The 26049-nt window shown below is 68.9% G+C and carries 33 protein-coding genes; 17 read left to right on the plus strand and 16 right to left on the minus strand.

The window, feature by feature from the left end; translation table 11 throughout:
- Nucleotides 1-88: 88 nt before the first annotated feature.
- Together thiD and NO978_RS12020 are read right to left on the minus strand one after the other, a co-directional pair.
- Nucleotides 89-1453, minus strand: coding sequence for a bifunctional hydroxymethylpyrimidine kinase/phosphomethylpyrimidine kinase (gene thiD / locus NO978_RS12015; RefSeq protein ID WP_257299826.1), 1365 nt, complete (start codon nt 1451-1453; stop codon nt 89-91).
- Between the two features lie 98 nt (nt 1454-1551).
- A complete protein-coding gene (locus NO978_RS12020) occupies nt 1552-1935 on the minus strand; it encodes a hypothetical protein (protein ID WP_257299827.1) in 384 nt (127 codons plus the stop codon).
- A 113-nt stretch (nt 1936-2048) separates the two neighbouring features.
- Here NO978_RS12020 and NO978_RS12025 point away from each other — a divergent pair, with 113 nt between their 5' ends.
- Both NO978_RS12025 and NO978_RS12030 read left to right on the plus strand, forming a co-directional pair.
- The gene (locus NO978_RS12025) at nt 2049-3392 is read left to right on the plus strand and encodes an NRAMP family divalent metal transporter (RefSeq protein WP_257299828.1); all 1344 of its coding nucleotides are present in this window, start codon (nt 2049-2051) and stop codon (nt 3390-3392) included.
- On the plus strand, nt 3389-3961 hold the full coding sequence (locus NO978_RS12030; protein WP_257299829.1) for a hypothetical protein: 573 nt from the start codon (nt 3389-3391) through the stop codon (nt 3959-3961). The genes NO978_RS12025 and NO978_RS12030 overlap by 4 nt, the downstream gene beginning before the upstream one ends.
- On the opposite strand, the gene NO978_RS12035 is transcribed toward NO978_RS12030, so the two are convergent.
- The 3 genes from NO978_RS12035 to psmA form a co-directional block, all read right to left on the minus strand.
- Nucleotides 3962-4882, minus strand: a complete 921-nt coding sequence (locus NO978_RS12035; protein WP_257299830.1) for a thiamine-phosphate synthase family protein — start codon at nt 4880-4882, stop codon at nt 3962-3964.
- A 180-nt stretch (nt 4883-5062) separates the two neighbouring features.
- Nucleotides 5063-5752, minus strand: coding sequence for an archaeal proteasome endopeptidase complex subunit beta (psmB, locus tag NO978_RS12040; protein ID WP_257299831.1), 690 nt, complete (start codon nt 5750-5752; stop codon nt 5063-5065).
- The gene (gene psmA, locus NO978_RS12045) at nt 5749-6495 is read right to left on the minus strand and encodes an archaeal proteasome endopeptidase complex subunit alpha (RefSeq protein ID WP_257299832.1); all 747 of its coding nucleotides are present in this window, start codon (nt 6493-6495) and stop codon (nt 5749-5751) included. Before psmA ends, psmB begins: the two co-directional genes overlap by 4 nt.
- A gap of 201 nt (nt 6496-6696) precedes the next feature.
- Here psmA and NO978_RS12050 point away from each other — a divergent pair, with 201 nt between their 5' ends.
- Genes NO978_RS12050 through NO978_RS12060 form a run of 3 tightly spaced genes read left to right on the plus strand, consistent with a single transcriptional unit; the run spans nt 6697 to nt 8569 of the window.
- Nucleotides 6697-7110, plus strand: a complete 414-nt coding sequence (locus NO978_RS12050; RefSeq protein WP_257299833.1) for a metalloregulator ArsR/SmtB family transcription factor — start codon at nt 6697-6699, stop codon at nt 7108-7110.
- Entirely contained in the window at nt 7107-7508 is a 402-nt protein-coding gene (locus NO978_RS12055) for a low molecular weight phosphatase family protein (RefSeq protein ID WP_257299834.1), read from the plus strand. Before NO978_RS12050 ends, NO978_RS12055 begins: the two co-directional genes overlap by 4 nt.
- A 50-nt stretch (nt 7509-7558) precedes the next feature.
- Complete coding sequence (locus NO978_RS12060) at nt 7559-8569, plus strand: AIR synthase family protein (RefSeq protein ID WP_257299835.1); 1011 nt, start codon at nt 7559-7561, stop codon at nt 8567-8569.
- Nucleotides 8570-8587: 18 nt separating this feature from the next.
- Here the strand turns inward: NO978_RS12060 and NO978_RS12065 are convergent, their stop codons facing one another.
- Complete coding sequence (locus NO978_RS12065) at nt 8588-9625, minus strand: ATP-binding protein (RefSeq protein WP_257299836.1); 1038 nt, start codon at nt 9623-9625, stop codon at nt 8588-8590.
- Nucleotides 9626-9739: 114 nt separating this feature from the next.
- On the minus strand, nt 9740-10624 hold the full coding sequence (locus tag NO978_RS12070; RefSeq protein WP_257299837.1) for a mechanosensitive ion channel family protein: 885 nt from the start codon (nt 10622-10624) through the stop codon (nt 9740-9742).
- A 272-nt stretch (nt 10625-10896) separates the two neighbouring features.
- Between NO978_RS12070 and NO978_RS12075 the strand changes: the two genes are divergently transcribed.
- Nucleotides 10897-11337: a hypothetical protein gene (locus NO978_RS12075; RefSeq protein ID WP_257299838.1), complete on the plus strand. Its 441-nt coding sequence runs from the start codon at nt 10897-10899 to the stop codon at nt 11335-11337.
- 60 nt (nt 11338-11397) lie between these two features.
- Here the strand turns inward: NO978_RS12075 and NO978_RS19980 are convergent, their stop codons facing one another.
- The 5 genes from NO978_RS19980 to NO978_RS12100 all read right to left on the minus strand — a co-directional run bounded on the left by NO978_RS19980 (nt 11398) and on the right by NO978_RS12100 (nt 15908).
- Nucleotides 11398-12264, minus strand: coding sequence for a DMT family transporter (locus NO978_RS19980; RefSeq protein WP_257299839.1), 867 nt, complete (start codon nt 12262-12264; stop codon nt 11398-11400).
- 109 nt (nt 12265-12373) lie between these two features.
- Complete coding sequence (locus tag NO978_RS12085) at nt 12374-12964, minus strand: 50S ribosomal protein L15e (RefSeq protein WP_257299840.1); 591 nt, start codon at nt 12962-12964, stop codon at nt 12374-12376.
- A gap of 158 nt (nt 12965-13122) precedes the next feature.
- On the minus strand, nt 13123-13683 hold the full coding sequence (locus NO978_RS12090) for a hypothetical protein (RefSeq protein WP_257299841.1): 561 nt from the start codon (nt 13681-13683) through the stop codon (nt 13123-13125).
- 68 nt (nt 13684-13751) lie between these two features.
- On the minus strand, nt 13752-15566 hold the full coding sequence (locus NO978_RS12095) for a ribosome biogenesis/translation initiation ATPase RLI (RefSeq protein ID WP_257299842.1): 1815 nt from the start codon (nt 15564-15566) through the stop codon (nt 13752-13754).
- 3 nt (nt 15567-15569) lie between these two features.
- The gene (locus NO978_RS12100) at nt 15570-15908 is read right to left on the minus strand and encodes a hypothetical protein (protein WP_257299843.1); all 339 of its coding nucleotides are present in this window, start codon (nt 15906-15908) and stop codon (nt 15570-15572) included.
- Between the two features lie 116 nt (nt 15909-16024).
- Between NO978_RS12100 and NO978_RS12105 the strand changes: the two genes are divergently transcribed.
- From NO978_RS12105 to npdG, 4 genes are all read left to right on the plus strand, one after another.
- Entirely contained in the window at nt 16025-16315 is a 291-nt protein-coding gene (locus NO978_RS12105) for a helix-turn-helix domain-containing protein (RefSeq protein ID WP_257299844.1), read from the plus strand.
- 99 nt (nt 16316-16414) lie between these two features.
- Nucleotides 16415-16942 carry a hypothetical protein gene (locus tag NO978_RS12110; RefSeq protein ID WP_257299845.1) on the plus strand — a complete coding sequence of 176 codons (528 nt, stop codon included), beginning with the start codon at nt 16415-16417 and terminating at the stop codon, nt 16940-16942.
- Nucleotides 16943-16993: 51 nt separating this feature from the next.
- Nucleotides 16994-17398, plus strand: a complete 405-nt coding sequence (locus NO978_RS12115; protein ID WP_257299846.1) for a hypothetical protein — start codon at nt 16994-16996, stop codon at nt 17396-17398.
- Nucleotides 17399-17608: 210 nt separating this feature from the next.
- On the plus strand, nt 17609-18277 hold the full coding sequence (gene npdG / locus NO978_RS12120) for an NADPH-dependent F420 reductase (RefSeq protein WP_257299847.1): 669 nt from the start codon (nt 17609-17611) through the stop codon (nt 18275-18277).
- 84 nt (nt 18278-18361) lie between these two features.
- Here npdG and trxA read toward each other — a convergent pair whose 3' ends face one another.
- Entirely contained in the window at nt 18362-18631 is a 270-nt protein-coding gene (trxA, locus tag NO978_RS12125; RefSeq protein WP_257299848.1) for a thioredoxin, read from the minus strand.
- Between the two features lie 126 nt (nt 18632-18757).
- On the opposite strand from trxA, the gene NO978_RS12130 reads away from it, so the two are divergent.
- The 5 genes from NO978_RS12130 to NO978_RS12150 all read left to right on the plus strand — a co-directional run bounded on the left by NO978_RS12130 (nt 18758) and on the right by NO978_RS12150 (nt 21447).
- Nucleotides 18758-18919, plus strand: a complete 162-nt coding sequence (locus NO978_RS12130) for a preprotein translocase subunit Sec61beta (RefSeq protein WP_257299849.1) — start codon at nt 18758-18760, stop codon at nt 18917-18919.
- A gap of 87 nt (nt 18920-19006) precedes the next feature.
- Nucleotides 19007-19615 carry a pyridoxal 5'-phosphate synthase glutaminase subunit PdxT gene (gene pdxT, locus NO978_RS12135; RefSeq protein ID WP_257299850.1) on the plus strand — a complete coding sequence of 203 codons (609 nt, stop codon included), beginning with the start codon at nt 19007-19009 and terminating at the stop codon, nt 19613-19615.
- A gap of 39 nt (nt 19616-19654) precedes the next feature.
- Entirely contained in the window at nt 19655-20104 is a 450-nt protein-coding gene (locus NO978_RS12140) for a bifunctional nuclease family protein (RefSeq protein WP_257299851.1), read from the plus strand.
- A complete protein-coding gene (gene hisE, locus NO978_RS12145; RefSeq protein ID WP_257299852.1) occupies nt 20101-20412 on the plus strand; it encodes a phosphoribosyl-ATP diphosphatase in 312 nt (103 codons plus the stop codon). The genes NO978_RS12140 and hisE overlap by 4 nt, the downstream gene beginning before the upstream one ends.
- 66 nt (nt 20413-20478) lie before the next feature.
- Nucleotides 20479-21447 (plus strand): NOG1 family protein, encoded by a 969-nt coding sequence (locus NO978_RS12150; protein ID WP_257299853.1) that lies wholly within the window; start codon nt 20479-20481, stop codon nt 21445-21447.
- Here NO978_RS12150 and NO978_RS12155 read toward each other — a convergent pair.
- Nucleotides 21444-22838 (minus strand): TIGR00341 family protein, encoded by a 1395-nt coding sequence (locus NO978_RS12155; protein WP_257299854.1) that lies wholly within the window; start codon nt 22836-22838, stop codon nt 21444-21446. The genes NO978_RS12150 and NO978_RS12155 overlap by 4 nt on opposite strands.
- A 193-nt stretch (nt 22839-23031) precedes the next feature.
- Entirely contained in the window at nt 23032-23304 is a 273-nt protein-coding gene (locus NO978_RS12160) for a hypothetical protein (RefSeq protein WP_257299855.1), read from the minus strand.
- Nucleotides 23305-23395: 91 nt separating this feature from the next.
- On the opposite strand from NO978_RS12160, the gene engB reads away from it, so the two are divergent.
- Both engB and NO978_RS12170 read left to right on the plus strand, forming a co-directional pair.
- A complete protein-coding gene (engB, locus tag NO978_RS12165; RefSeq protein WP_257299856.1) occupies nt 23396-24013 on the plus strand; it encodes a GTP-binding protein EngB in 618 nt (205 codons plus the stop codon).
- A gap of 42 nt (nt 24014-24055) precedes the next feature.
- Nucleotides 24056-24511: an NUDIX domain-containing protein gene (locus NO978_RS12170; protein ID WP_257299857.1), complete on the plus strand. Its 456-nt coding sequence runs from the start codon at nt 24056-24058 to the stop codon at nt 24509-24511.
- A 233-nt stretch (nt 24512-24744) separates the two neighbouring features.
- On the opposite strand, the gene NO978_RS12175 is transcribed toward NO978_RS12170, so the two are convergent.
- Nucleotides 24745-26016: an NUDIX domain-containing protein gene (locus NO978_RS12175; RefSeq protein ID WP_257299858.1), complete on the minus strand. Its 1272-nt coding sequence runs from the start codon at nt 26014-26016 to the stop codon at nt 24745-24747.
- Nucleotides 26017-26049 lie beyond the last annotated feature (33 nt).

Genomic DNA, 26049 nt, shown 5'->3' on the forward strand with positions numbered 1-26049 from the left:
TGCGAATCACTCTCTGCTCGTTCCGATCCGTGTACCGCTCACCAGCACGTGCCACGTCGGAACACCGGCGGTCGGTTCGACCGGGAACTCAGCCCTCCACGGCGTCGAGCAGTGCCAACACACGCTCGGACAGCGTCCCCGCATCCGGAGCCACTAGTTTGCACATCGACTCCTTCCCGTGGGCACCGTAATCGAGGACGGCGACGGGGGTCTCGTCGGCCGCGCCGAACGTCGACCGGCCGGCCCAGTCCATCGTGCTCGCGTCGGCGGGCTCCTCGCTGCGGTCGTAGGTAGCGCTGGGCCAGCCGAGAGCGTCGACGGCAGCCTCGACCGACTCGTCGAACCGGCAGTTGCAGGCGAAGCGGAGGGCCGGGTCGTACTCGCGGGCCGAGAACAGGAACCGGGCGACGTGGCTGGACGCACCGAAACGCACGCCACCGGTGGCACGGACCCCGTCGTGGACGCTGGCGAGGCGGCCGTCGACGGCGACGGTCTCGTCGACAGACTCGGCGGACGGGAGCGCGCCGACGACGTTGGTGCCGACCTCGGGAATGAGGGCGCTGGCGTCGGCGGCGACGAGGTCGTCGACGACGCGCTCGACGCCGGCGATGGTCTCGCGGGCGGCGGCCTCGTTCCGAAGCGCGACGTGGTGGTTCACCGCGCCGTTCGTCCCGACGTCGGCGTGGTAGCGGATGGCCCGCGCGACGAAGTCGACGGCGGCCTCGACGGCGTCAACGAGGTCGTCGCCGGTGGCGAGGTTGGCGGCGACGGCGGCCGAGAGCGTACAGCCGGAGCCGTGGGTCGCGGCGTCGGCGACGCGCGGGTGCTCGAAGACGGCCGAGCTGTCGGCGGTGACGAGCACGTCGACGACGCCGTCGGTGTCGATGTGGCCGCCCTTGACGAGTGCTGCGTCGGCGCCCATCGCGACGAGGTCGGCACCGGCGTTGCGGGCGCTCTCTACGTCAGTCGGCTCCGTTCCGGTGAGCACGGCGGCCTCGTCGGCGTTGGGCGTGACGAGCGTCGCGTCCGCGACGAGGTCCTCGTAGGCCGACTCGGCCTCGCGGTCGAGCAGGCGGTCGCCGGAGGTCGCGACCATCACGGGGTCGACGACGACGGGCAGGTCGGCCGAAGCGAGGCGCTCGTGGACGGTCTCGACGACGGGTGCGGTGGCGAGCATCCCCGTCTTCGCCGCCCGGACGTCGAAGTCGTCGAGGACGGCGTCGACCTGTGCGGCGACCTCGTCGGGCGGGAGGACGTGCGTCGAGTCGACCCCGCGGGTGTGCTGTGCCGTGACGCTCGTCACCGCGCTGGTGCCCCACGCGCCGTGTGCGCCCATCGTCGCGAGGTCCGCCTGGATGCCGGCGCCGCCGCCGGAGTCGCTTCCGGCGACCGTCAGTGCGACGGGCCTGGCGTCGGCTGCCGGCCGTCGCTCGCGGGTCGTGTCGTTGTCCATACCGAGATGTATTAGCTGGTAGTACAAATCGGTGGTGGACTATCGGGCGAGCCGGTGCTGCCGCTCCGTGTATGTACGACGCGGTCACGAGAACGGCCTCAGCGCGAGCTCTCGGCGGTCCCTGCGCGGTAGCCAGCGCGGAACTCCCGAACGACGCTGCCGATGATGCTGCCGAAGACGATGGCCATGAGGACGCTCGCGAAGCCGACCGACCACACCTCGTTGACGCCGCCGCGCGCGTAGCCAGCCATGACGGCGGCCAGCGCACCCATACCGGCGATGCCGGCGAAGCCGAGGCGGACCTCCGAACCGGTCCGCATCGCGACGACGTGCTGGGGGACGGCGACGCCGACGAAGGCGTAGATGGCGACGCCGAGGGGCGTCCGGGCGAACACCGTCGGCTGGCCCGTCGCGAGCGTCGTCCCCCCGGTCAGGAGGACGGCGACCGCGAGGCTCGCGACGACGATGCGACGCTCGTTCATGCGCGGCGGTTCGACACGTCCCGTTATAGGCTTTTCCCGCCGGATGAGAAGAATATCCGGGTGGTACCACTGAGTGAAAACACTCTTGTCCGTGTGGTAGCGACTCCGGGCACATGGAACTCGGGGCACGCATTCGTTCGATGGGACCGACGTGGCTGGCCGGGGCGATCGCCGCCGGCCCGGCCACGATGGCGAGTCTGCTCGGTGCGGGCGCGGGCTACGGCTACGAGCTACTGTGGGTGGTCCTGCTCTCCGCGGTACTCGGCGCGACCGCACAGTACCTCGCGGCGCGGCTGGGCGTCCTGACCGGCGAGGGGCTGGTCTCGACGGTCGAGGCGAGCCTGGGCAACTGGTGGGCGTGGCTGCTCGTCGTCGACGTGGTGCTCGCGGCGGGGCTCGCACAGCTGGTCATCATGAAGACCGTCGCCGACGTGACCGAGATGGCGACCGGCGTCGATGCGGCCGTCTGGGGCGTCGTCTGGGCGGTCGTGCTCGCGGTCGGCCTCGTCGGCGGCGGCTACCGGGTGGCCGAGCTGGGCGCGAAACTCGTCGTCTCGCTCGTCGTGCTGGCGTTCGTCGGTTCGCTGTTCGTGGTGCCGGTCGACCTCGGCGCGGCGGCGGGCGGGACGGTGCCCTCGCTCCCGACCGCCGACACCGCCCTCGTCGCCGCGGGCATCCTCGGCGGCGCCGTCCACGTCACGCTCGTCACGATGCAGAGCTACACGATGCAGGAACGCGGCTGGACCCGCGAGGACTGGGAGCTCGCGCGCTTCGACGTCGTCGTCTCCATGGGCGTCGCCTTCGGCGTCTACTCGCTGGCAATCTTCCTCGTCGCCGCGAGCGTCTTCCACCAGGGGCCGGTCCCGCTCGGTGACCTGACGACGACCCGGGCCGCGACCGCGCTCGGGCCCGCCGTCGGCGGGCTCGCGGAGTCGCTGTTCCTCGCCGGCCTGGTCGGCGCGGCCGTCTCGACGCTCGGCGGGAACACGACCGTGCCGCCGTATGCCCTGGCGGACAAGCTCGGCTGGGACCACGACGACAACCGCTACCGGGCCGCCGTCGCCGTCACCGCCCTGGCATCCGCCCTCGGCCCGGCGCTCGGCGGGAACGTCCTCGAACTGCTCGTGCTCGTGCTCGCGTTCGGGCTCGTCGGGACCCCCTTCGCCATCGCGCTCGTGCTCTACCTGCTGCACGACCCCGACACGGTCCCGGAGCGCCCGCCGGTCGTCGCGAGCGTCGGCGGCGTCGTTCTGCTCGCCGTGACGAGCGTCTCCGCCGGCTCGTGGCTCCGGTCGACGCTCGCGCCGTACGCGAGCGACCCCCTCGGACTGCTCGGGGCCCCCAAGACGCTGCTCGCCGGCGTCTTCGCGGTGGTTCTGGCGCTGGCGGCGCTCGCGCTCGGGGCGCGGTTCGTCCGCGAGCGCGCGACCGGCCGGACACGGGCGAGCGACGCGTGACGCCGCCCGCCCCTCTCGCCGGCGCGGAGCCGCTCCCCGTCGAATCGGGGCGCCATCTCGTCGTCGGCCCGTCGAACAGTGGCAAGACCCGGACGACCGCCGCGACGCTCGCACGCTGGGTCGACGACCGGGGACCGGACGGCGTCGTCGTCCTCGACTTCGCGCCGGCGGTCGAGCGCGACGGCCGGCTGCTCGGCGGACGGCTCGACCGATTCTACCGGCCGCCGGACGACTGCTGGTACGGCGTACTCGACGCACACGCACCGCGGACCGACAGCCGTGACGGGGAGGAGGCGCTCGCGCTCGCCCGCTCGAACGCCGAGCGCGCCCGAACGCTCCTCGCCGCCGCACCGTCACCGCGGGCCGTCTTCGTCAACGACGCGACCATCCCGTCACAGGCCGACGGCGACCCGGCGCCGCTGCTCGACGTCTGTGCAGGTGCCGACCTCGCCGTCGTCAACGCCTTCGAGAGCGACGAGCTCGGGACCGAGGACGTGGTGTCGCGGAACGAACGCGCGGCGCTCGACGGACTGGAGAACTGGGCCGACGAACGGCACCGGCTCGGCTGATTATCCCTCGACCGCGGCACACAGGTCGACGGCGACCGAGACCGCGTCGGCCGCGTCGGCACCGAGCACGTACAGGATGGGCTCGACGCCGTAGTCGCCGTCGTGGTAGGCGACCCTGGGGACGCCCGCCGCGTCGAAGCGCTCGCGCAGGTGCGCGTCGCGGTCCTCGTAGCCCGCGTCGAACTCCAGGGGTTCGTAGCCGGCATCGCGCGCGGCGGCGAGCAGCGCCTCGGAGGTCTTCAGGTTCACCGCACCCCGTACCGCCGGGTCGGTCGCGTTCGCGGCGAGCACCAGCCCGGCGACGTGCTGTGACGCGCCGAACTCCGGGTTTCCGGGGACGTTGAGGCGGCCCTGGACGGCGTGGAGCCGGCCCGGGACCGCTGCGACGTCACCGCCCTCGTCGGCCTCCGGTAGCGCCATCGCCACGTTCGTCCCGACGTTCGGCACGTGGTCGACGACGGCGGGGACACCCGCCAGCCGGCGGACCGCCTCCCGCACGTTGTCGAGCACCGCGCGCTCGTCGAGGACGCCGCTGTCCGGCCCACGGACACAGAGGTCACAGCCCACGCCGCGGAGCGCGGGCATCACGTCCTCGTGGACTGCACAGATGGGCCCGCGGTCCTCGAACTCCTCGACGAGCGCCAGGAGATCGGAGAGCGCCTCGTAGTGGTCCATCTCGCCCTCGGCGAGCCCCTCCCCGATGCGCTCGACGGTCGCGACCATGCGTGCATCCTCGCTGAATCGGTCCTCGACGGTCACCTCGCCGCTTCGGTACTTACTGACCGCGGCCTGGGTGACCCCCAGATGGCCGGCGATCTCCCGCTGCGTCAACCCCCGGTTCGCGAGGTCGTCGACGAGCATCGCCCGCGCCGTCGGCAGGAACCGCTCGACGACGATCTCGCTCGGCAGCACCACTGGCATGGACGCGGGTTCGCCTCCCGTCGTGTTAAGTTGTGGCCGTAACCGGTGGTGCGGGACCGGTCCACCGTTTCATTGCCGGCGTGGGCTGCTGGACGGCCTGGGCCTACAGGGCTGCCGCTCTCGACAGGCGGCGCTCACGGTCGAACACGCGAAAAAGACCGCAGCGAGACGAGACCGGAGTTACAGCTCGTTCTCGTCCGGGAAGCCGTCGTACTCGGTGATGTCGACGCCCTCTTCGGTGACCTCACAGAGGACGAGCCCGTTGCCGGAGCCGGTGTCACGCTCGGCCGCGCTCTGGACGGCGCGGGCGGCGAGACGACGGGCCTCGTCCATCTCGATGTCCTCGTGCCACTCGCCCTCGAGCAGGCCGTAGGCGACCATCATCCCGGAGCCGGTGACGGTGTAGTCGTCCTTCATGACGCCGCCGGCGGGGTCGATGGAGTAGACGTGGCTGCCGTCCTCGTCGACGCCGCCCAGGATGGGGTTGATGGCGAAAAACGGGCCGCCACGGGCGAAGTTACCCGCGAGCGTGGCGAGCGCCTCGATGCTCATGTCCTGCCCGCGGCGGGTCTCGTAGAGGTTGACCTCGGCGCGGAGGGACTTGATGAACGACTGGGCACCGCCGACGCTGCCGACGAGCGTCATCGCGGCGGTCGGGTGGATCTCCTCGACCTTCACGACCTGCTTGTTCGAGACGAAGCGGCCGCCGAGGCTGGCACGGCGGTCGGTCGCGATGAGGACGCCCTCGTCGGTCGCGATGCCGATGGTGGTCGTCCCGGTCTTGTTGACCTTCTGTTCGTCGCCGGCCTGTTCTCGCCACTCGGCCGCGCCGAGTTCGGGTTCGTAGGGGTCGGTGTTGTCGAGCATCATTCGTCGTCATCCTCCGTGAGGAGGTCGAGTTCCGCGAGTCTGTTCTCTATCTCGTCCAGTTCGAGGGTCCGGTACTCACCGCTTTCGGTCTCGACCGTCGAGATGGCGAGCCCCTCCGGCGGGAAGCCCTCCTCCTCGCCGACGGCCATGGCCTCGATGGCGAGGTCGATGCCGCCCTGGAGCGTGAGCTCGTCGGAGTACTCGTCTTCGAGGTGACTCTGGATCTCCTCACGGTTGCCGCCGATGGCGATGGCCTTCCACTCGTACGGCGTCCCCGAGGGGTCGGTCTCGAAGAGGCGGGGCTCGCCGTCGTCGATACCGCCGACGAGCAGCGCGACGCCGAACGGGCGCGCGCCACCGGTCTGCGTGTACTGCTGGATGTGGTCCGTGACGGCCTTCGTCAGCGTCTCGACCCCGATGGTCTCGTCGTAGCGGAGCTGGTTGACCTGTGACTGCCGACGCGCCACGTCGATGAGCTGGCGCGCGTCGGCGACGTGGCCGGCGCTCGCGATGCCGACGTGGTCGTCGATCTTGTGGAGCTTCTCGACGGAGTCGCGCTCCATCAGCGGCGAGCGACTGCGACGCTCGGCCACGAGGACGACGCCCTCCGGTGTTCGAATCCCGACGCTCGCGCTGCCGCGCTTGACGGCCTCGCGTGCGTACTCGACTTGGTAGAGACGTCCGTCCGGCGAGAAGATAGTGATTCCCCGGTCGTACGCTTGCTGCTGGTTCTGACCTTGCATTGTCTGCGTTAACCTGAAGTTAGGGACGTGTTTTTAAGTACTTTTTTGTACTCCCCGGCGGCGGAATGGGGACTGCTGCGTGTCTCCATCGAGGTCTCCCAGCCCCATAACGACGTTGCACTCGGCAAGGGTGAGCGGTTGTAGGAAACCGGAGGTCCGACGAACCGGGATATTCATTTGAACAGTTGTTCATTCGTTGGTATGGCAACGGCGGACCGGCTAGAACGACTCATCGTCGACGAGTGCGGGAGCTGCTGTGACGGGGACGTGGACGCACTGATCGCCGACCTGAACGCGGTTTGCGACCGGGCACGGACCGACCGAACACCGACCGCCGCGGCGCTCTTCGACGCACTGTCGGCGGAGACGCGGCTCGACATCGTGCGGCTGCTCGTCGCCGCCGAGGACGAGCTCTGCGTCTGCGAGCTCGAACCCCTCGTCGACGTGAGCGACAGCGCGGTCAGCCACGCGCTCTCGACGCTGACCGACGCCGGCCTCGTCGAGCGGCGGAAGGAGGGTCGCTGGCGCTACTACCGGCCGACTGAGCGCGCCGCGGCGCTGCTGGCGGCGGTCGACGGGGAAGCCGACGGCACAGCGGGAGGTGCCGCCGAATGACGACCGTCGGCTTCGTCTGTGTGCAGAACGCCGGGCGCAGCCAGATGGCGACCGCGTTCGCCGAGCGCGAGCGCGACCGCCGCGACCTCGACTGGGACATCCTCACGGGCGGCACGCTCCCCGCCGACCACGTCCACGCGGAGGTCCGCGACGCGATGGCCGACGTGGGCATCGACCTCTCGGACCGGACCCCCCGCGAGGTGAGCGACGCGGAGCTCGACTCCTGTGACGTGGTCGCGACGATGGGCTGTTCGACGCTCTCGCTGGACACCGCCGTCGATCTTCGCGACTGGGACCTGCCCGATCCCGACGGTAAATCGCCCGAGGCCGTCGCCGAGATACGGGACGACGTCGAGCGACGGGTGGTCGCGCTGTTCGACGAACTCGAGGACGCCTGACGGCGATTCGAACGGTACGCCTTTCCACCCGCGGCCGGTAGTTCGGGCCGATGACCGACCGCGGAAAGATCGACCGCTCGTTCTTCGACGACGTGATCTACCCGAACCTCGGAGCCGACCGCGACGACGTGGCGCTGGGCCCCACGCACGGCGTCGACTTCGGCGTGCTCGACGTGGGTGGCCGGGCCATCGTCGCCGCGACGGACCCGGTCTCCATCCTCCCCGACCTCGGCTGGGAGCGCGCCGCCAGATTCGCCCTCGGTGTCGTCCTCGCGGACGTCGCCGTCTCCGGCATCCCGCCGAGCCACCTCGCCATCTCGTTCTCGCTGCCGCCCGAGCTGCGCGACGACGAGTTCGCGGCCGTCTGGGAGACGATGGCCGACGACCTCTCGGACCTCGGGACGACCGTCCTCACCGGCCACACCGCCCGCTACGCCGGCTGCTCGTTCCCCTGGGTCGGCGGCGCTACCGTCCTCGGCGTCGGCGACCACGAGGACGTGATTCGCCCGGACGGCGCGCGCCCCGGCGACCACCTGCTCGTCACCCACGGGCCCGCCGTCGAGGCGACCGCGCTGTTCGCCGCGCTGTTCCCCGACGACATCGACCTGCCCGACGACGTGCTCGCACGGCAGGCCGAACGCCTGCCGTCGACCGAGCACGTCCGTGACGCGCTCGTCGCCGCGGCGAGCGGGCCCGTCACAGCAATGCACGACGCGACCGAGTGCGGGCTCCAGGGCGCGCTCGTCGAACTCGCCGCCGGGGCGGGCGTCCGTCTCGACGTGGACTCGGCCGCGACCCCCGTCTCGGACGAGGCCGCTGCCATCTGTGACGCACTGGAGATGGAGCCCTGGGCGGCGACGACCAGCGGGAGCCTCCTCGTCGCCGTCCGGCCCGAGGGCGTCGACGCCGTCGTCGAAGCGCTCGAATCGCGCGGGACGCCCGTCGCCGACGCCGGTCGTGTACGCGACGGTGACGGCGTGTACGTCGACGGCGAGCCGGTCGAACATCCGGGGGAGGACCCCGCGTGGCGCGTCTGGGCCGAGCTGTCGGGCGGGGAGTGACCCGGCTGCGGCCGCCGCTTACCTCCGTTCGCCGTCGAGCGGGAGCAGCATCCGGACGACGTTGCCGCGCGGCTCCCGCTCCTCGAACACCAGCTCACCCCCGAGCGAGTCGATGGACCACTGCATCACCCAGAGCCCGAGCCCGGAGCCGTGGTAGGTGTCGGTCTTGGACTCCCAGGCGTCGAGGACGTCGACCTCGATGTCGGGAATCGGTGGCCCGTCGTCGATGATCCGTACCTCGCCGCGGTCGCCGTCGGAGTCCTTCGTGACGGTCACTGTCACCGAGGGCGTGTCCCGGTCGTTGTGGACGATGGCGTTCTCGAGGGCGTGCCCGATGGCGTAGTCGATACCGTCGTCGGCCAGCGCCCAGACAGCCGCCTGCTCGTCGAGCCGGACCGCCGCTTCCGGGTGCGCTTGCTGTACCGCCACGACCTGCTCGCGGACGACCTCGTTGACCGAGACCCGCGACCGACCGGACCTGTTCGAGTCCGCGATCTCCTCGAACTCCTCGATGGAGTCGCTCAGCGAACCGATGTCGGCGGCGATGTCGTGGACGGTCTCGAGGTCCGACACCAGCCGCTCCTGGTCGACGGACTCCATGGCCTGTTCGACGTAGCCCATGAGGACGGTGCTGTCGTTCCGGAGGTTGTGACGGACAGCCCGGTTGAGCAGTCGGAGCCGGCGCTCGCGGGTCTTGTACTCCGTGATGTCTCTGACCTCCGCGAGCACGCAGTCCCGCCCGTCGACGCCGACCGCGGTGAGGTCGACGGAGACCCAGAGGACCTTCCCGCTCCGTCGTTCGACCTGCCACTCGAACGACTGCGGGTCACCGTCGGCCGCCGCCCGGATGCGCCGCACGGCCATCGCCTGCGTGAGCTTCGTCGTCGGCGCGGTGAAGTCCTCGACCTGCATCGTCTGGAGCGTGTCGACATCGTAGCCGAACAGCGTCTCCAGTCGCTCGTTCACGTCGAGGATTCGCCCCGTCTCCGCGTCGTGGAGCATCACTCCCGTTTTCAACGCGCCGAACTCCTCGGGGAGTCGGACTGCCTCGCTCATCGATGCGAACGAGGACCCCACCGCCCTTCTCCTCCATCGAACTCGACAGCCATCCCATCCATGCGACAGGGATGACGGTTCGGGTACGAATAGTTATCGGCAACGGGGCTGCGGTCACTCCTCCCGGTCGACCTCGACCCGACCCAGCAGCTCCCGCTTCGACGCCGGCGAAAGAGTGATTCCGGCTCCTTCGAGGCGCTGCTTGACGTGGCGACCGTACTCGGACCGGATCTGGAGGGTCCCGCGCCGCCTCAGATCGGAGACCCAGAACTCGCCGCGGAGGACGACCGCGTCGCCGGCGAACTCGTCGACGAACGCCCTCGGACTCGGCCCCTCCACCACGCCGTCGACGTCGTGCGCCGCCGCCCGGAGCAGCGCCAGCGCCTCGTCCACGTCGTCCTCGTACGCGATGCCGACGTGCTCGACGATGCGCGTCCGGTCGTAGCCGTACGGTCGGGTGATCGCCTGGCCCGTCAGCGCGGTGTTCGGGAGCGTCACCAGTCCGCCGTCGGGCGTCTGAACCCGCGTCACTCGGAGCGTGATGGCGCGCACGGTGCCCTGGCCCCCCTCCCACTCGATGTAGTCGCCGACGTTGAACTCCGGGTCCAGCACGAGCACCATCCCGCTGACGAGCGAGCCGATGACCGTCTGACCGGCGACGCCGAGAGCGAGCGTCGCGGCCGCGACGACGAGCGCCGACGACTGCAGGAACGCGCCGTAGCCCGTGATGAGCGCCCCGACGAGCAACGCGACCACGATCACCGCCAGCCGGAGGTACCGCGACACCGCATCCTCGACGGTCGGGTTGTTGCGGTTCCGGGCGGTGACGATGCGACTCACCGCCGGGTCGAGGACGAACCAGCCGAAGAGCGTGACGAGTGCGAACGCCAGCATCCCCCAGCCGAGGCGCACCACGAACGACCAGTCGTTCGCGAACTGCGACGGCCAGAAATCGGGGGGCGAGCCCTGGAGCAGCAGCGACATCGCGTCGGAAAGCATAGCCGGCACAACGCGGGTCAGCCACTAAAGTTCGGGCGGCGATACCGCCCCAGTCGTGTCCCGTGGTCGTGGGACGCTCGCTCGCCCTGCCCCACTGCCCGCGACGCCAGCTCCGGGACTGCCTCGGCCACTGTGCGGGCACCGCAGTGGGCGTCGACGGTGCCAGGTTCGAACGAACCATCACCTGAATCCCTGGCCAATCTGTATAGGGTCGGTGCGGGCTACGATGTTTGGCTGCAGGTTGAACGGGCGCGAGCACCACGTCCCCGGTGATGAATCGCACCGAATACGACGTGCGGAAGACACTCGACACAGCCGCGGACCTCGGCCTCGCGTTCCTGGGCATCGTCGTCGTCGTGTTCCCGACCGCCGCACTCGCCGACGGGATACTCGGTGACCCGCTGGGCTCCGGCGTCCTCGGTCTCACGGCCGTCGTCGGCGTGCTCGGCGCGTCCCTGTTCGTCGACCGTGGGTGGTCACACGGCAACTTCGGCAGGTTCGTCGGCATCACCGTGGTCACCATGCCGTTCTGGCTCCTCGGTGTTGGCGGGATGATGTCGCTCCTCGGGGTCGACGCGCCGGCGGGGAGCCGTGAGCCGTTCCTGCTCGCGTGGTTGTTCGGTCTCGCCACCGCGTATGTCCGCGTCTACGCCGACCGCGTCGACCTGCCCACCCTCGACGACCACCGCGATTCGACCGACAGCTCGTCGTGAGCGCCGAACCGCGAACCACCGACTCCGCCCGTCGGCGGTCCAGGGTCGGTCGCCGCCAGTTCAGCCGAGCGTGATCAGCGCGACGCCGCTGATGGCGACGCTCGCAGCGGCCAGTCGGAGACGGAAGTCCTGCTCCTGTAGTACGGCCCCACCGAGCAGCACCGCCACGACCGCCTGTGCGTTGACGATGGGCGAGGCGACGCTCGCGGGCAGCGTCGTGAACGCCAGCGAGATGACGTGCTGACCGGCGGCGACGACCGCGCCGAACGCGACGAACTTCCGCCAGTCGGCGGCCATCGTCGCGCGGTCGAGCTTCGGGAGCGCCAGTGGCGAGATGACGACGAACGTCGTCACGAGCATGACGACGACGAACGCGGCCGGCTCGACGCCCAGCTCCTGCAGGACGATCCGCTTGCCGACGTCGACGACGCCGAACGTCGCCGCGCTCAGGAGCGCGAGCTGCGCGGGGCGGGCGCGGACCGCACGCCGGAGCGGCTCCAGCAGCGTCCCCGGTTCGTAGTTCACGAGGTAGAGCCCGAGCGTGACGACGACCACGCCCGCGACCTGCATCGCCGAGAGCCGCTCGTGCAGGACGAGCACCTCAATGGGCAGGACGAAGGCGGGGACGACCTTGCTGATGGGCGCGACGTAGCTCACGTCGCCGGTCGAGAGCGCCCGGAAGAACGCGAGCAGCGCGACGACGACCCCGACACTCACCGCCAGCGATGCCGCCAGCCCGACTGCCGACGTCGGCACGGGCGGTCCCTCCGTCGTCGCCACAGCCACCGGGAGGTACCAGGCGACCGCGGCGGCGTACACGCCGAACATGTAGACAGACGCCGCGTAGTCCGCGAAGTACCGCTTCACACCGAACATGTAGCTACCGAGGAGGACCGCAGCGAACAGCGCGAGGGCGATACCGTTCACGGCTCACCCTCCCTCGCGGGCCGGGATGAACCGTGCGGTTTCGGCAGCGTTCCCGGGCGGGACGGCGCCGTGGCTCCGGGGTGGGTGAAACCGAAAGAAATCGGCGTGGTTACTTCCCGCGACCCTTGCCCGAGTTGTTCGAGGGACGGGTGTGCTCGGTGCCCTTGCCCTTGAACGTCAGGCCTCGGTTCTGCTTGCCGGCGCTGGTGAGCCCACGGAACGCACGGCCCGTGTGGCTGTCGTCGCAGATCCAGCTGAGGTCGTCGTCGTTCTCGATGGCCGGATGCTCGGGGTCGACCATGATCACTTCGTGCCACTTCTGGGAGCCGTCCTCACCGACCCAGTAGGAGTTGAGCACGCGCAGGTTCGGGTACTTGCGAGCGCAACGCTCCTCGGCGATGCGCTGGATGTTCTTGCGGCGGCCGATGCGGTTGACGCCCTGGCGCTTGGACCGACGACCGGCCTTGTGGCGCTGCTTGCGGGCGTTCCCCTTACGGACCGAGACGCGGGCGACGACGACGCCCTGCTTGGCCTTGTAGCCCAGCTCGCGGGCCTTGTCCAGTCGGGTCGGTCGCTCGATGCGCTCGATGGCGCCCTGCTGCCGCCAGTCCTGTTTTCGTTGCCACTGCAGCTCGGCGAGCTTCCCGTCGTCCGGGTCCCGCCAGGCTTCCTTGATGTGGGAGTAGAAGCTTCGTGCCATGTGTGTATCACCACGGGCGTTGTCCGGTTCAGTTCGCGTCGGCGAACCACATTCCGATGACCTGTTGTGCGCAGGTGCCCGCTGGAGCCCGTCCGCCAGCGAGTTACCCGAACTTCCCCACTGAGGGGGTTAAGGGCTTCGAAAGGTCGTCGCCGCACTCACGCCGTCGAGACCGTCCAGCAGTCCTCGGATAGCTCCCGGCCAGCGGCGTAGCCACGCAGTTCGCGGACCAGCGTGCGCTCTCGCAACCGGTAGGTGACGCGGTGCGAGGTCGCGTCCGCGGGCTCCTGGGTCGCGGTCCCGGTCCGCGTGGGTTCCACCCCCTCTACCGCCATGTCGATGTCGTAGCCGTCGCCGGCCGCCGTGGTCTCGGTGACGGTAATGGAGTCGATGGCGGTGTAGCTGTCGTCCGTCGCCACCACGTACACTTCCTCGAACTCGCGGACGTAGTCGACGACGCTCGACTCGGTCAACGTCTCCGGGCGGGCCGGGAGCCCGTCGATGTCCGGCTCGTCGGGGCAGTCCTCGGGGAACGAGTCGGCGCTGGTGGTGGTTGGCGTCTCCGTCGTCGTGTCGGGAGGCCCCCCGGTCGGTTGCGTTGTCGTCGATACGGAGTTGGTCGTCCCGTCGCCATCCGGGTCGTCGTCGCCGAGACAGCCGGCGACGGTGGCGCTTCCGACTGCTGTCGCGGTCGCTGCGAGGAGGGCGCGGCGTCGCATAGTCGGACGGTCAGTCGCACCCCGTAAGTGCTTTCAGGTGGCTGAAAACGCTGTTTGACGGTCTCCCGTCAGGCCGAGTAGTAGTACTCGCCGTCCTTTTTCTGCTGCTTGTCGAGCTGCGAGCCGGGCTTGTTGACCCGGGGGCGCTTCGTGCGCTCGTCCCGGCGGAACGTCACGTCCAGGTTCGCGAGGAACTCGTTCATTCCCGAGCGCATCGCCTGCGGACGGCCGGCGTGGCCGTGGTCGGCGGGTTCGCCGTCGAACACCATCAGCCGGTCGGCGAGCAGGTCGATCATGTAGATGTCGTGGTCGATGACCATGACGGTCGCGTCCTGGCTCTCGGCGTAGCGCCGGATGGCACTGGTTGCCTGCACCCGCTGTTCGACGTCGAGGTGCGCGGAGGGCTCGTCGAGCAGGTAGAGGTCGGCGTCCTCGGAGAGGCAGGCCGCGATGGCGACGCGCTGGCGCTCGCCGCCGGAGAGGTCCTCCAGGTTCTGTTCCATGATGCGCTCCAGCTGGAGCGGCTGGGCGATCTCGGTGTTCCAGTACGACGACCCGAACTGGTCCGTGATGGACTGGAGGAACACGTCGACGCGCATCGGCTTGTCGATCTCGACGTACTGCGGCTTGTAGGAGATGTCGAGTCGGAAGTCGAGGTCGCCCTCGTCCGGTTCGAGCGCACCGTTGAGCAGCTTCGCGAACGTGGACTTCCCGATACCGTTGGGGCCGACGATACCGAGCACCTCGTTCTCGTGGACGGTGCCGCCGTCGACCGTCAGCGAGAACTCGTCCGGGCCGTAGCTCATCTCGAGGTCGGGGTACTCGACGAGCACGTCGCCCTTCTCGGCGGTGCGCGGGGCGTGCTCCTCGAACTGGATGGCGTTCGGCCGGATACGCATGTTCTCGTTGTCGAGGTAGCCCTTCAGGTACTCGTTGATGCCGTTGCGCACCGACTTCGGGTCCGTGACGACACCGTACGCCCCGGGCTCACCGTAGGCGACGTGGAGGTTGTCCGCGAGCAGGTCGAGGATAGCCAGGTCGTGCTCGACGACGAGCATCGACCGGTCCCCGTCGGCTGCGAGGTCGCGGATGAGCCGTGCGGCGGTGACGCGCTGGCCGATGTCGAGGTACGGCGTGATCTCGTCGAGGAAGTAGAAGTCGGCGTCCCGGGCCAGCGTCGCGGCCAGCGCGACGCGCTGGAGCTCGCCGCCGGAGAGGTCGCCGATGTGCTGGTCCATCACGGGCCGGATGCTCAGCCGGTCGACGATCGCGTCGAGGTCACCGCGCTCGTCGGTCGAGTCGAGCAGTTCGCGCGTGGTGCCGTCGAACTGGTTCGGGATCTGGTCCACGTACTGCGGCTTGCGGGCGACGTCGACGTCGCCGTCGCGGAGCTCGCGCAGGAACGCCTGCAGCTCGGTGCCGCGGTAGCGGTCGAGCACGTCGGACCACTCCGGCTCGGTGCCGTAGTTCCCGAGGTTGGGCACGAGCTCCCCGGCGAGGATGCGCACCGCGGTCGTCTTCCCGATACCGTTCGGACCGAGGATGCCCGTCACGCGACCCTCGTCAGGCGCGGGGAGCCCGTACAGCGAGAACGCGTTCTCGCCGTAGCGGTGGGCTGGCTCGTCGTCGAGCTCCTGTGGCAGGTTGATGATCTCGATGGCGTCGAACGGGCACTTCTCGACGCAGATACCGCAGGTCTCGCCCAGACAGATCTCCTCGGAGATGCGCACCTGGTCTGGCTTGCCCTCCATGGTGTCCTCGCCGCGGACGGTGATACACTCTTTCCCGGTGCGGTTCGGCGGACAGAAGTTCTTGCACTCGTAGTTGCAGCGGTCGGGCTGGCATCGCTCCAGATCGACGACCGCGATGCTGTCGTCCGCCATCGGTCACGCTGTGTGCTGCGCGGTGAGCATGATTCCCCAGGTGACGAACCAGAAGGCGAAGGTCATGAATCCGATGAACAGGAAGTCCTTCGCCCCGAAGTCGTCCTTGTAGACGCCGAGCACACGCTGCAGGAGCGGCTGGACGGCGATGGCGACGATGACGACGAGCTGTGCGGTCTGGTTCTGTGCCGCAATCTCTGCCGTCTCGGCCCCAGCGGTGAGCGACGTCGAGAGGAAGGCCGCCGCAACGCCGGCCCCCGCAGAGAGAGCCGTCCGCGTGACCGTATGAAAGTGCTGGTCCTCCGAGTCCGCCGTGTCGGAGCCAGCCGTGTCGGTAGCCATGTTCAAGAGTGTGTGAGCGCCGGTAAAAAGGCGTTCGCTTGTCTCCCGTTAGGATGGGCCGCCAGTCGAATCGTTGGGGTGAAGTTTAAGGTCGTGGCGGTTTTCGATTCGTAACGATGAGCACAACCGGGGAAGAACTCGAGGAGCTACCGCCCAGCGCCAAGCTCGTGTACAAGGTGCTCGAATACGACGGGCCGCTCACGCAGAAGCAGATCGTCCAGGAGTCGATGCTCTCGGCCCGGACGGTCCGGTACGCACTGGAGCGTCTACAGGAGATCGATCTCGTCAGCCAGGACGTCTACTTCGCCGACGCTCGACAGAGTCTCTACGAAATCGAGGAGGAGAAGGTGGCTGCCGACGGCGGCGAGACAGACTGCAACGAAGCCGAACCCTGCTGCGCAGAGTGACGAACCACCCGTTCTGACGGTTGCGAACGCGCGACTGCTGCCAGCCTCCGCTCAGCCACGGCCACACCGACTTTATCCGAGGCCGGCGAGGTGTCGACCATGACCGATGCGGGAGCACCTGCCGACGGCGACGACGGGGACGCCGACGACGAGCGTGCAGCCGGCAGCGCAGGGCCGGACGGCCCGGCGAGCGCCCGGTCGCCGGCGACGGACCCCCGCGCCCCCGAGCCGGCGAACCCACGCCGGCGGCTGGTGGTCGTCGGTGTCGTCGTCCTCATGCTCGCCGCGAGCGTCGGCGGTATCGCCTGGGCGGTCACCCAGACAGGAAGCACGGACGCGACAGTTCCGACCACCTCCTTCGACCACAGCTACGAGGGCGACGGACGGACCACGCTCACCTACACGGGTGGCGACAGCGTGCTCGCAGGCAACATCGTCGTCGAGGTCGACGGCGACCGGGCGACGTGGGCCGCCCTGCGATTCGGCGTCGGCGACGACGACATCATCACCACCGGTGACAGCGTCGTCCTCGTCGGCGTCGAACCCGGCGACGATCTGACCGTCCGCTACGTCGCCGGCGACCTGGACGCCGTACTCGCCAACGGCACGGTCGGCAACGGCGGCTGACCGCCGGCCGGAGTCGAACTGCCTTTTGTCCCAGGGGACGGTAGCCAGTCCATGAACGTCAAGCGTATCGCCGTCGTCCTCGTCTTCCTCGTCGTCGGGAGCGTCGTCGCCGGCACGTTCCAGACGACACCAATCGCGGGCATGTCCGACGCCCAGCGCACCGCCCTCGGCATCGCGTTCTCGACGCCCGTCGGCATCGCCGTCTTCGCCCTCGTCGCGAGCACGTTCGACACCGACGGGTACCTCGAGGAGCGCTCCTGGGCCGGCAAGTTCGGCGACCTCGTCTTCATCGAGCTCGCCGCCGTCATCGGCGCACTCGGTGCCGCAACCGCCCTCGAAGGCGCGATACCGAACTTCGCCGGCTGGACCGGCGCGGGACTCGGCTACTTCCTCGCCTTCTTCACCTTCCTCTGGCGCGCCGGCGAGTATAACGAGACGCCCGCACGGGACGAGTAGGAGCCTGGAGAGCCGTTCCCTGAGGAGTACCCGAGCGAGTGAGAACCGCGATTGCGAGCGGGGGCCGGTCACGAGACGCGCGACGCCCGTGAGCGGCTCCCCGACGAGCCCGTCGGAGCCCGCCGGCTGGTCGGATCCCCGGAACCCAGCGACACGCGGTCACCTGCCGACTCCGAACGCTTATTCACCATCCGGGTCCACGTCACGGGTATGCGAATCGCACTGCTCGGTGGCACGGGCGATATCGGCCAGGGGCTCGCGCTCCGCTGGGCCTACGACACGGACCACGAGGTACTGATCGGCTCGCGCGACGCCGAGAAGGCGCGGACTGCGGCCGAGTCGTACGAGACGGAGCTGGATAGCCGCGGCGTCGACCGCACGGTGAAGGGATTCGTGAACGAGATGGCGGCCGACCGTGCGGACATCGTCGTGCTGGCGGTGCCGCCGTACCACGTCGGCGACACGGTCGATTCGGTCGCCGGGAAGCTGGACGAGGACGCTATCCTCGTCTCCCCCGCGGTGGGGATGAAGGGGGACGAGGACGGGATGCACTACCACCGGCCCGGCGCAGGGAGCGTCACCGCCATCGCGGCGGAGGCCGCCCCGGACGCCGTCTCGGTCGTCGGCGCGTTCCACAACCTCTCGGCGGACCGGCTCGCGAACCTCGACGTGACGCTCGACCTCGACACGCTGGTCGTGGGCGACGACCCAGACGCGAAGGGGATCGTGCGACAGCTCGCCGACGAGATCGAGGGACTGCGCTCGCTCGACGCCGGCCCGCTCGCCAACGCGGCGGAGGTCGAGAGCGTCACGCCGCTGGTCATCAACATCGCGCGCCACAACGACGGGATGCACGACGTCGGCGTGAAGTTCGAGTGAGGCGAGACGACCGACTGCTGTTGCTCTGCGGTACTGAGACAACGAGAGGGACGCTGGACGCCCCGACCACCACCGTCGGCGCGGTTACGCGCCGGCCTTCTCGAGGGCGTCCTCGAGGTCCTCGCGCTGGGTGACCCCGACGAAGCGCTCGACGACGCCGTCGTCGTTCTCGACGATGAGCGTGGGGAGCGAGCGAACCTGATACTCGTTCGCGACGTCCTGCTCCTCGTCGACGTTGACCTTCTCGACCTCGAACCGGTCGGCCCAGTCCTCCTCGAGCTCGTCGAGGATGGGGTCCTGCGTCTTGCAGGGGCCGCACCAGTCGGCGTAGAAGTCTTTGAGCGTGACTGCCATAATCGCCCGATTCTTCCCTCGCTGCGCGCATAAGGGTTTGGTTAGACGAGGAGCGCGCACGAGCGCGGCCCCCGGCCCGAAGGCGGTGTCGAAAGGTTTAGACGGTCCCAGCGACGAGAAGCCGGTATGAGCAAGGGAGAGAACTCCGGCGGGCTGATGTCCAGCGCCGGGCTCGTCCGCTACTTCGACGCCGAGGACCGCAACGCAATCCAGATCGACCCCAAGACGGTCGTCGCGTTCGGCGTCTTCTTCGGCGTGTTCGTGATGGTGCTGAACGTCGCGCTGTAGGCATCGTCCGGTCGCATCGCTCGGCGGTTACCGGCAGCATCGCGTCGACTCGCGAGCCTTTTCTTTCGGCACCCGTAACTGCCAGTCATGACACTCATCGCTGGCGTCGTCGCCGTCCAGGGCGACGTCTCCGAGCACGCCGATGCCGTCCGTCGGGCCGGCCGTGCCCACGGCGAGGACATCGAGGTGCGCGAGATACGCGAGTCGGGACTCGTCCCCGACTGCGACCTGCTGCTCGTGCCGGGTGGCGAGTCGACCACCATCTCGCGACTGCTCCACGAGGAGGACATCGCGCCCGAAATCGTCGCCCACGTGGAGGCCGGCAAGCCGATGCTGGCGACCTGTGCGGGTCTCATCGTCGTCTCGCGTGACGCGAAAGACGACCGCGTCGAGACGCTCGACCTCGTCGACGCGAGCGTCGACCGCAACGCCTTCGGCCGTCAGAAGGACAGCTTCGAGGCGCCACTCGACATCGAGGGACTGGACGAGCCGTTCCCGGCGGTGTTCATCCGCGCGCCGGTCATCGACGAGGTCGGTGACGACGTCGAGGTGCTGGCGACGTGGGACGAACGGCCGGTCGCGGTGCGTGACGGTCCCGTGGTGGCGACCTCGTTCCACCCCGAACTGACCCCCGACGTGCGGGTCCACCGCCTCGCCTTCTTCGCCGCGGACGAGGCCGACCCCATCGCCCGCTGAGAGCGGGGACTTTTCTACCTCGGCCTCTTCCGTCCGGCCATGAACGCAGCCATCGACGCGGTCCGCGTCGCCGGAACCCGCGACGGACCCGTCCCCGTGGTCGTCCTGAGCGTCGCGGACGCCGAGGACGTGGTGCCCATCTTCATCGGGTTCGAGGAGGCCATGGCCATCGCGCGTGGCCTCGACGCCGAGGACATCGGCCGACCGCTGACCCACGACCTCCTGCTCGACGTCGTGGAGGAGCTGGGCGGCCGCATCACGCAGGTCGTCGTCAGCGCGGTCGAGGACGGCACCTACATCGCGGACCTCCACGTCGCCACGCCGCGTGACGACGTTGTCGTCGACGCACGCCCGAGCGACTCTCTCGCGCTCGCGGCCCGGACGAACACGCCCATCGAGATATCCGAGGCGGTGTTCGAGGACAGCCGTCGCGACGCCGGGGAGTTCGACGAACTGGACGACATCCGCGAGGTGACGGAGCACGCATGAGCGGCGACACCACCGACGGCTCGACGGACGACGTGCTCGACGAGCTGTTCGCGGTCGTCGAGGATCGCAAGACCAACCTCCCCGAGGGCTCCTACACGGCCAGCCTGTTCACCCACGAGAAAGGCGAGAACGCGGTGCTGGAGAAACTCGGCGAGGAGGCCACCGAGCTGGTGCTCGCCGCGAAGGACGACGACCACGACGAGCTCGTCCACGAGAGCGCGGACATCGTCTACCACCTGCTCGTCCTGCTCTCGATGAAGGACATCGACATCGACGAGCTGCGGGCGGAGCTGGCCGACCGACGCTGACGCACCGGGGGACCACGGCGAATCCACAAGGAACGCCTTATACGTCCGCGCAGACAACGTATGACCATGATTTTCGAGAACCTTCCGACGACCCCCCGGTCGGAGGAACTCATCGACAAGGCGTTCTCGCGGGCGGCCCGCTCGGGGCGAGCCAAGTCCGGGCACGAGGCCCAGACCTCGATGCTTCAGACGGCGTCGAACATCCTCTCCGACAACATGGAGAACGTCGTCACGGCCTGGCCCGACTTCGGCACGGTCGACCCGTTCTACTACGAGCTCGCCGACGCCATCGTCGACGTCGACGAGCTGCGACAGTCGCTCAGCGAAGTGAGCTGGGCGGCACGCAAGACCGACGAGATCCGCTCGGAGTACGAGGGCCGGATGCGGCGCAACGACGTCGACACCGCCCGCAAGCTCCGCAAGCAGGCCTTCGCCCGCCTCGCCGACGTGGTCGAGGAGGTCGAGGACGACCTGCTCCGCATCGGCGAAGCCCGGGACGACCTGAAGACCCTGCCCGACATCGACCCCGACGCGCCGACCATCGTCGTCGCCGGCTACCCGAACGTCGGCAAGTCCTCCTTCGTCAACACGGTCACCCGGGCGCGCGGCGAGACCGCCTCTTACCCGTTCACGACGAAGGGCATCGGTGTCGGCCACTTCGAGCGCGACCGCATCCGCTACCAGGTCATCGACACGCCCGGCCTCCTCGACCGCCCCGCCGACGAGCGCAACGACATCGAACAGCAGGCCGTCTCCGCGCTGACTCACCTCGGTGACTGCCTCCTGTTCATGGTCGACGCCAGCGGCGACTGCGGCTACCCGCTCGACGCCCAGCTGGCGCTACGGGACGCCGTCGCCGCCGACTTCGAGGACGTCCCGCTGCTCACCGTCTGCAACAAATCCGACCGCTCCCGCGATGTCGACGCCGACCTGTATATGAGCATCACCGAAGACGAGAACGTCGAAGGAGTCCTCGACGCCGCTGTCGAGGCCGTCGACTACGAGCTCGAACTGCCCTTCGAGGAGTCGAACTAGAGCGGTCGCGCGGGATGCTGGTTCTGGAGCGTCGTCTCGGACGACGAGAGCAGCGGCGCGAGCGTCGAGAGCTGTGACGCTGACTGTCGGTCGTCCCGCGCCGACACCGTGACCGTGTCGACGTACCGAACCTCGACGACGGGGCCGTCACCGTTCTGGACCATTGCCGCGATCCGGTCCGGAAGGTCCGGGTACGCCTGGCCTGGTGGTCGCGCGACCGTGACGATCACGCGCTCCGGTCGCGGGTCGAACGCACGCTGGTAGACGTTCTGTTCGTGGATTATCTCCACGTCGACCAGCGTCGCCTCGGGGTACTCCGCGACGGTATCCTCCACGTCGGCGACCATGTCGTCCTCGATGGCCGCCGTCGCGTAGGTCATGTAGGTCACACCGCCGAGGAACACCGAGAGCACCGCGATGGAGGCGACGAGCACGGCGATGCGCTGGAGCGTCGCCGCCCGGGCCTCGTCGGTCCGGAACCACTGCTCTGGACGGTAGCCGGCATACCACAGCGTCGCGGTCCCCGCCAGGTTGATCGAGAGGACGTTGACGAGGACGAGGACGCTGGCTCCGAGGACAACGAGCGGGAGCCCGTAGGCGATGCCGATGCCGATGACGGCCGTCGGCGGGATGAGCGCCACGGCGATCATGACGCCGACGAGTGACGCCGAGACGCCCGTCCGAAGCGAGGTCGCGCCGGCGATGCCAGCCCCGATGGCGACCGCGAGCGAGAGGAAATCGGGGAGCAGTCGCTCCTGAACCTGTCCCACGGTCGTTGGGTCCATCGGCGGGATGAGGTGGACCGTCTTGAGCAGCGTGGCGAAGCCGGCGGCGGCGGCGACGGCGACCACTACGCCGAGCAACTGGAGGCGCGCCCCGCGGACGAACATCTCCCGGTCGTCGAGGACGGTCCCGACGCTCGCCGCCATCGCCGGGCCGATGAGCGGGGCGATGACCATCGACCCGACGACCACCGCAGCCGAATCCAGCAACACGCCGGCCGTGGCGATGACCGCGCTCACGACGGTCAGCAGGACGTAGACAGACAGCCCCGGGGCCATCTCGCCGGCCTTCGTCTTCAGCTCCTCCCGCGAGATGCGTCCCGTGGTCTCCTCGTCTTCGACGTACTCCTCGCTGAGCCGTTCGAACTTCTTCGAGACGACCGTCTGGGCGTCGAGGACGACGGTGTAGGACTCCCGCTCGATGCCGGCCTCGCGAAGCCGTTCGAGGATGGGCTCGACCGCCTCAGTCGGGAGCGGGAACGAGACGACGGCGGTGTACTCCCGGCCGCTCACCTCGTCCGTGAGCGCGTACTCGACGCCCGCGTCGTCGAGCGTGTCGAGGACGGCACGGCGCTTCCCTGCCGGAATCATAACCTGTACGAGTCGCACGTCAGTGCCGACGCAGAACGAGCAGAAAAAGCCCGTGGGTCGGGCGTGTACCGGGCGTATCGACCGGTGAAACTGGCAAACAGGCGACGCAGGAGCGCCCACCGGGCGACGCGTCGCGCACTCGCTCCCCACCCGGTGGTAGCTCGGCAGGGCACGCCCTCGTTGGGCGTGTCATCTCTCATAAACCCGACGGTCAGATCCACAGGGGGACGTGACGCTTCCAGAACCGGAACAGCCCGCGAACCGCCGCGAACGCCTGTCCGTCGTGATGGAAGCGATGCGTGCTGTACACCGTGACGAGAAGCCCGGTTCCGGCACCGATGCCGAAGACGACCAGCACCAAACGGACGGACCACGGAACGATGGTGAGCGAGAGGAACGAGAGGACACCGAACGCGATGGCGAAGGAAAGTCCGTCGAGGAACCCGAACGCGAGGGCGATGAGATGGTCGACGACACCAGGCATATGGCAGCCGTCGAACGGAGGTCACCTCACTCTGTTGGACTGTCGCGGCCAACGAGACACCCTTTTGCCCGTCGGCACGGTACGGACGACTATGTTCGAAAACCGTCCGAACTGTGCCCACGAGGTCGTCTTCGTCGGGCGGTCCAACGTCGGCAAGTCGACGCTGATGCGCGAGATCACCGGTCACTCCTTCGACACCGGCGGCAAACCCGGCGTCACCCGCGAGCCGAATCACTACGACTGGTCGGCCCACGACTTCGTCGTCACGGACCTCCCCGGCTTCGGCTTCATGTCTGGCGTCGAAACAGACCGCCGCGAAGCTATCAAGGACGACATCGTCGCCTACCTCGAGGAGTACGCCGACAACTTCCTCGCGGCCGTTCTCGTCGTCGACGGCAAGAGCGTCATCGACATCATCGACCGCCACACCACCGAGGACGAGATCCCCTACGACGTCGAGATGTTCCACTTCCTGCGCGAGCTCGGTGTCCCCACCGTCGTCGCCGTCAACAAGATGGACAAGGTCGACGACCGGGACGAACGCCTCAACGACCTCTGTGACCGTCTCGGCCTCTACCCACCGTGGCAGCAGTGGCAGGACGTCGTCGCCCCCATCACCGCGAAACAGGGCCGTATCGAGGCACTCAACGAGGCGCTTCGCGACCACCTCCACGCGCAGAACCACGACGAACTGTTCCAGTACTTCTGACGGTCGACGAGGCTAATTCCGCCCGTCGAATACCCGATTACGATGACAGACGCGCCACGCTACGTCGTCAACGTCGAAGCTGCGATCTACCGCGACGGCGAGTACCTCCTCGTCGAGCGCGCAGCTGACGAAGACCACGCAAGTGGACACCTCGCACTCGTCCGCGGCAAGGTCGAGGGCATCGCACACGATACCGGTGCCTTCGAACGCACCGTCCACCGCGAGGTCCGCGAGGTCCGCGAGGAGGTCGACGTAGCCGTCACCGACCTCACCTACCTCCAGAGCAACGCCTTCGTCGCCGACACCGGCGCGGAGTGCCTGAACGTCGTATTTCTCGCCCGCCACGACGAGGGCGCGCCGACCGTAGCCGCCCCCGAGGAGGTCGCCGCAACGCACTGGCTCGCACCCGCGGACGTAGAGTCCCATCCCGACTGCCCCGAGTGGACCGCCGCGTTCGTCGCCCTCGCCGAAGAACGACGGCAGTCACTGGGCTGGTAGCGTCTCGCAGAATGGGGCGGCTCGGGTTGAGTGCCTCGTCACACGGGGCTCGGTGGGGGTAACCCTCGTCACCGCCGCCCGAGAGGAACTAGGCCGACCGACGGTTTCTCACTTGCGACTCGGGCCGACGGTTGAAGTACGAGAACGGGACCAGCACCGGTATCACCTGAGCGATCGCCCACGACGGTCGAGGCGGGTGTGTGACGAGCCGTCGTGTGTCCCGGAGTCACCTGTCAATCACGCCAGTCGGCGAGTGCCGACAGTTCGTCAGCTACGGCATCGATCTCGCTCGGGTCGAGTTCGCCGCGCTCGGTGACGAATGCGTCGACGAGGTGGGCAGGGGTCTCGTCGAACACCGGGTTGAACATCGATAGCGGTGCGTCACCGTCGTACACCGCCGAGCGACGGCCACTCTCGACGTTGACCGACGGCTCCGTGTGGATCTTGTCGGTCGCGGCGACGACGTAGCACGGCACCTCCTCGTGTGCGGCGGCGACGGCGGCCGTGCGCGTCCCGACCTTGTTCACGACGGTCCCGTCAGGGAGGATGGTGTCGGCACCGACCAGCACCGCGTCCACCTCGCCGGTGACGATGGCCTGGGCGACGGCCGCATCGGGGAGTAACGTCACTGGCCCGTCGTCGACGAGTGCCTCGGCGACACCGACGCCTTCGCCGCCGGGTTCGGACGTGGCGACGTACACCTCCTCGGGGTCGCCTTCGTCGAACGCCCGGAGGACGGTCCCCGAGCGTGACACCGTGAGGACCGTCCGGTCGCTGACGAGCGCGCCGGCCCGCACGGCGGCGTCGGTGTCGGCGGTGACGGCACGGTGGATGCCGTCGGTCGCCGTGTCGAGCACGGACGCAGCGGTTCGGTCGGCTCCGGCAAGGGCTCGGTTCACGCGGTTGCGCAGGACCGCCATGCTCGGTCGTGCGCGGCAGAGCCGCTTCCCGAGGTCGGCGAGCTCGTCCCACGCGTCGTCGTCTGCCTCCGCCTCGGCCTCGGCCTCGGCGACCAGCGTCGCAGCCCGGTCGCGAAGCACCTCCAACGCCCGGGTAGAGAGGTACGACGCGCCGTGCTCGTCGTCTGCGGTGATGCTGCGGACGGAGGGCGCGACACGTTCGTACGTTGCCCACAGCGCTGGGACCACGTCGCGGTCGAACATGGTCGTCGGCGAGACCCACTCGTAGGTGTCGTGCTCCTCGCTGGTCGTCACCTCGCGGGTCGTCACGTCGAACAGGAACGGGTGTACCACCCACGTACGGTCGAGGTCGTCGTCGACGACACGGAGTGGGTTCCCGGTCCGGACGAGCGTCCGCTCAGCCTCGCCGATCCCCGCTTCCTCGTCGATCTCGACCTCTACCTGTGGCTCCGGGTCGCCCTCCGCGTAGCCGGAGACGCCGCCCCAGTCACCCTGATACGTCCCGACAGCGTCGCTCCGGCGCAGCAACAACACCTCGCCGTCGTGTCGAAGGAACGCCGTCACGACGTGGGTCTCCTCGCTCATGGCTCGGTGAACGGAAGCCAACGCTGTGAGTGT

It is taken from the genome of Haloarchaeobius sp. FL176, assembly GCF_024609245.1.
In the GTDB taxonomy this organism is placed as follows: domain Archaea; phylum Halobacteriota; class Halobacteria; order Halobacteriales; family Natrialbaceae; genus Haloarchaeobius.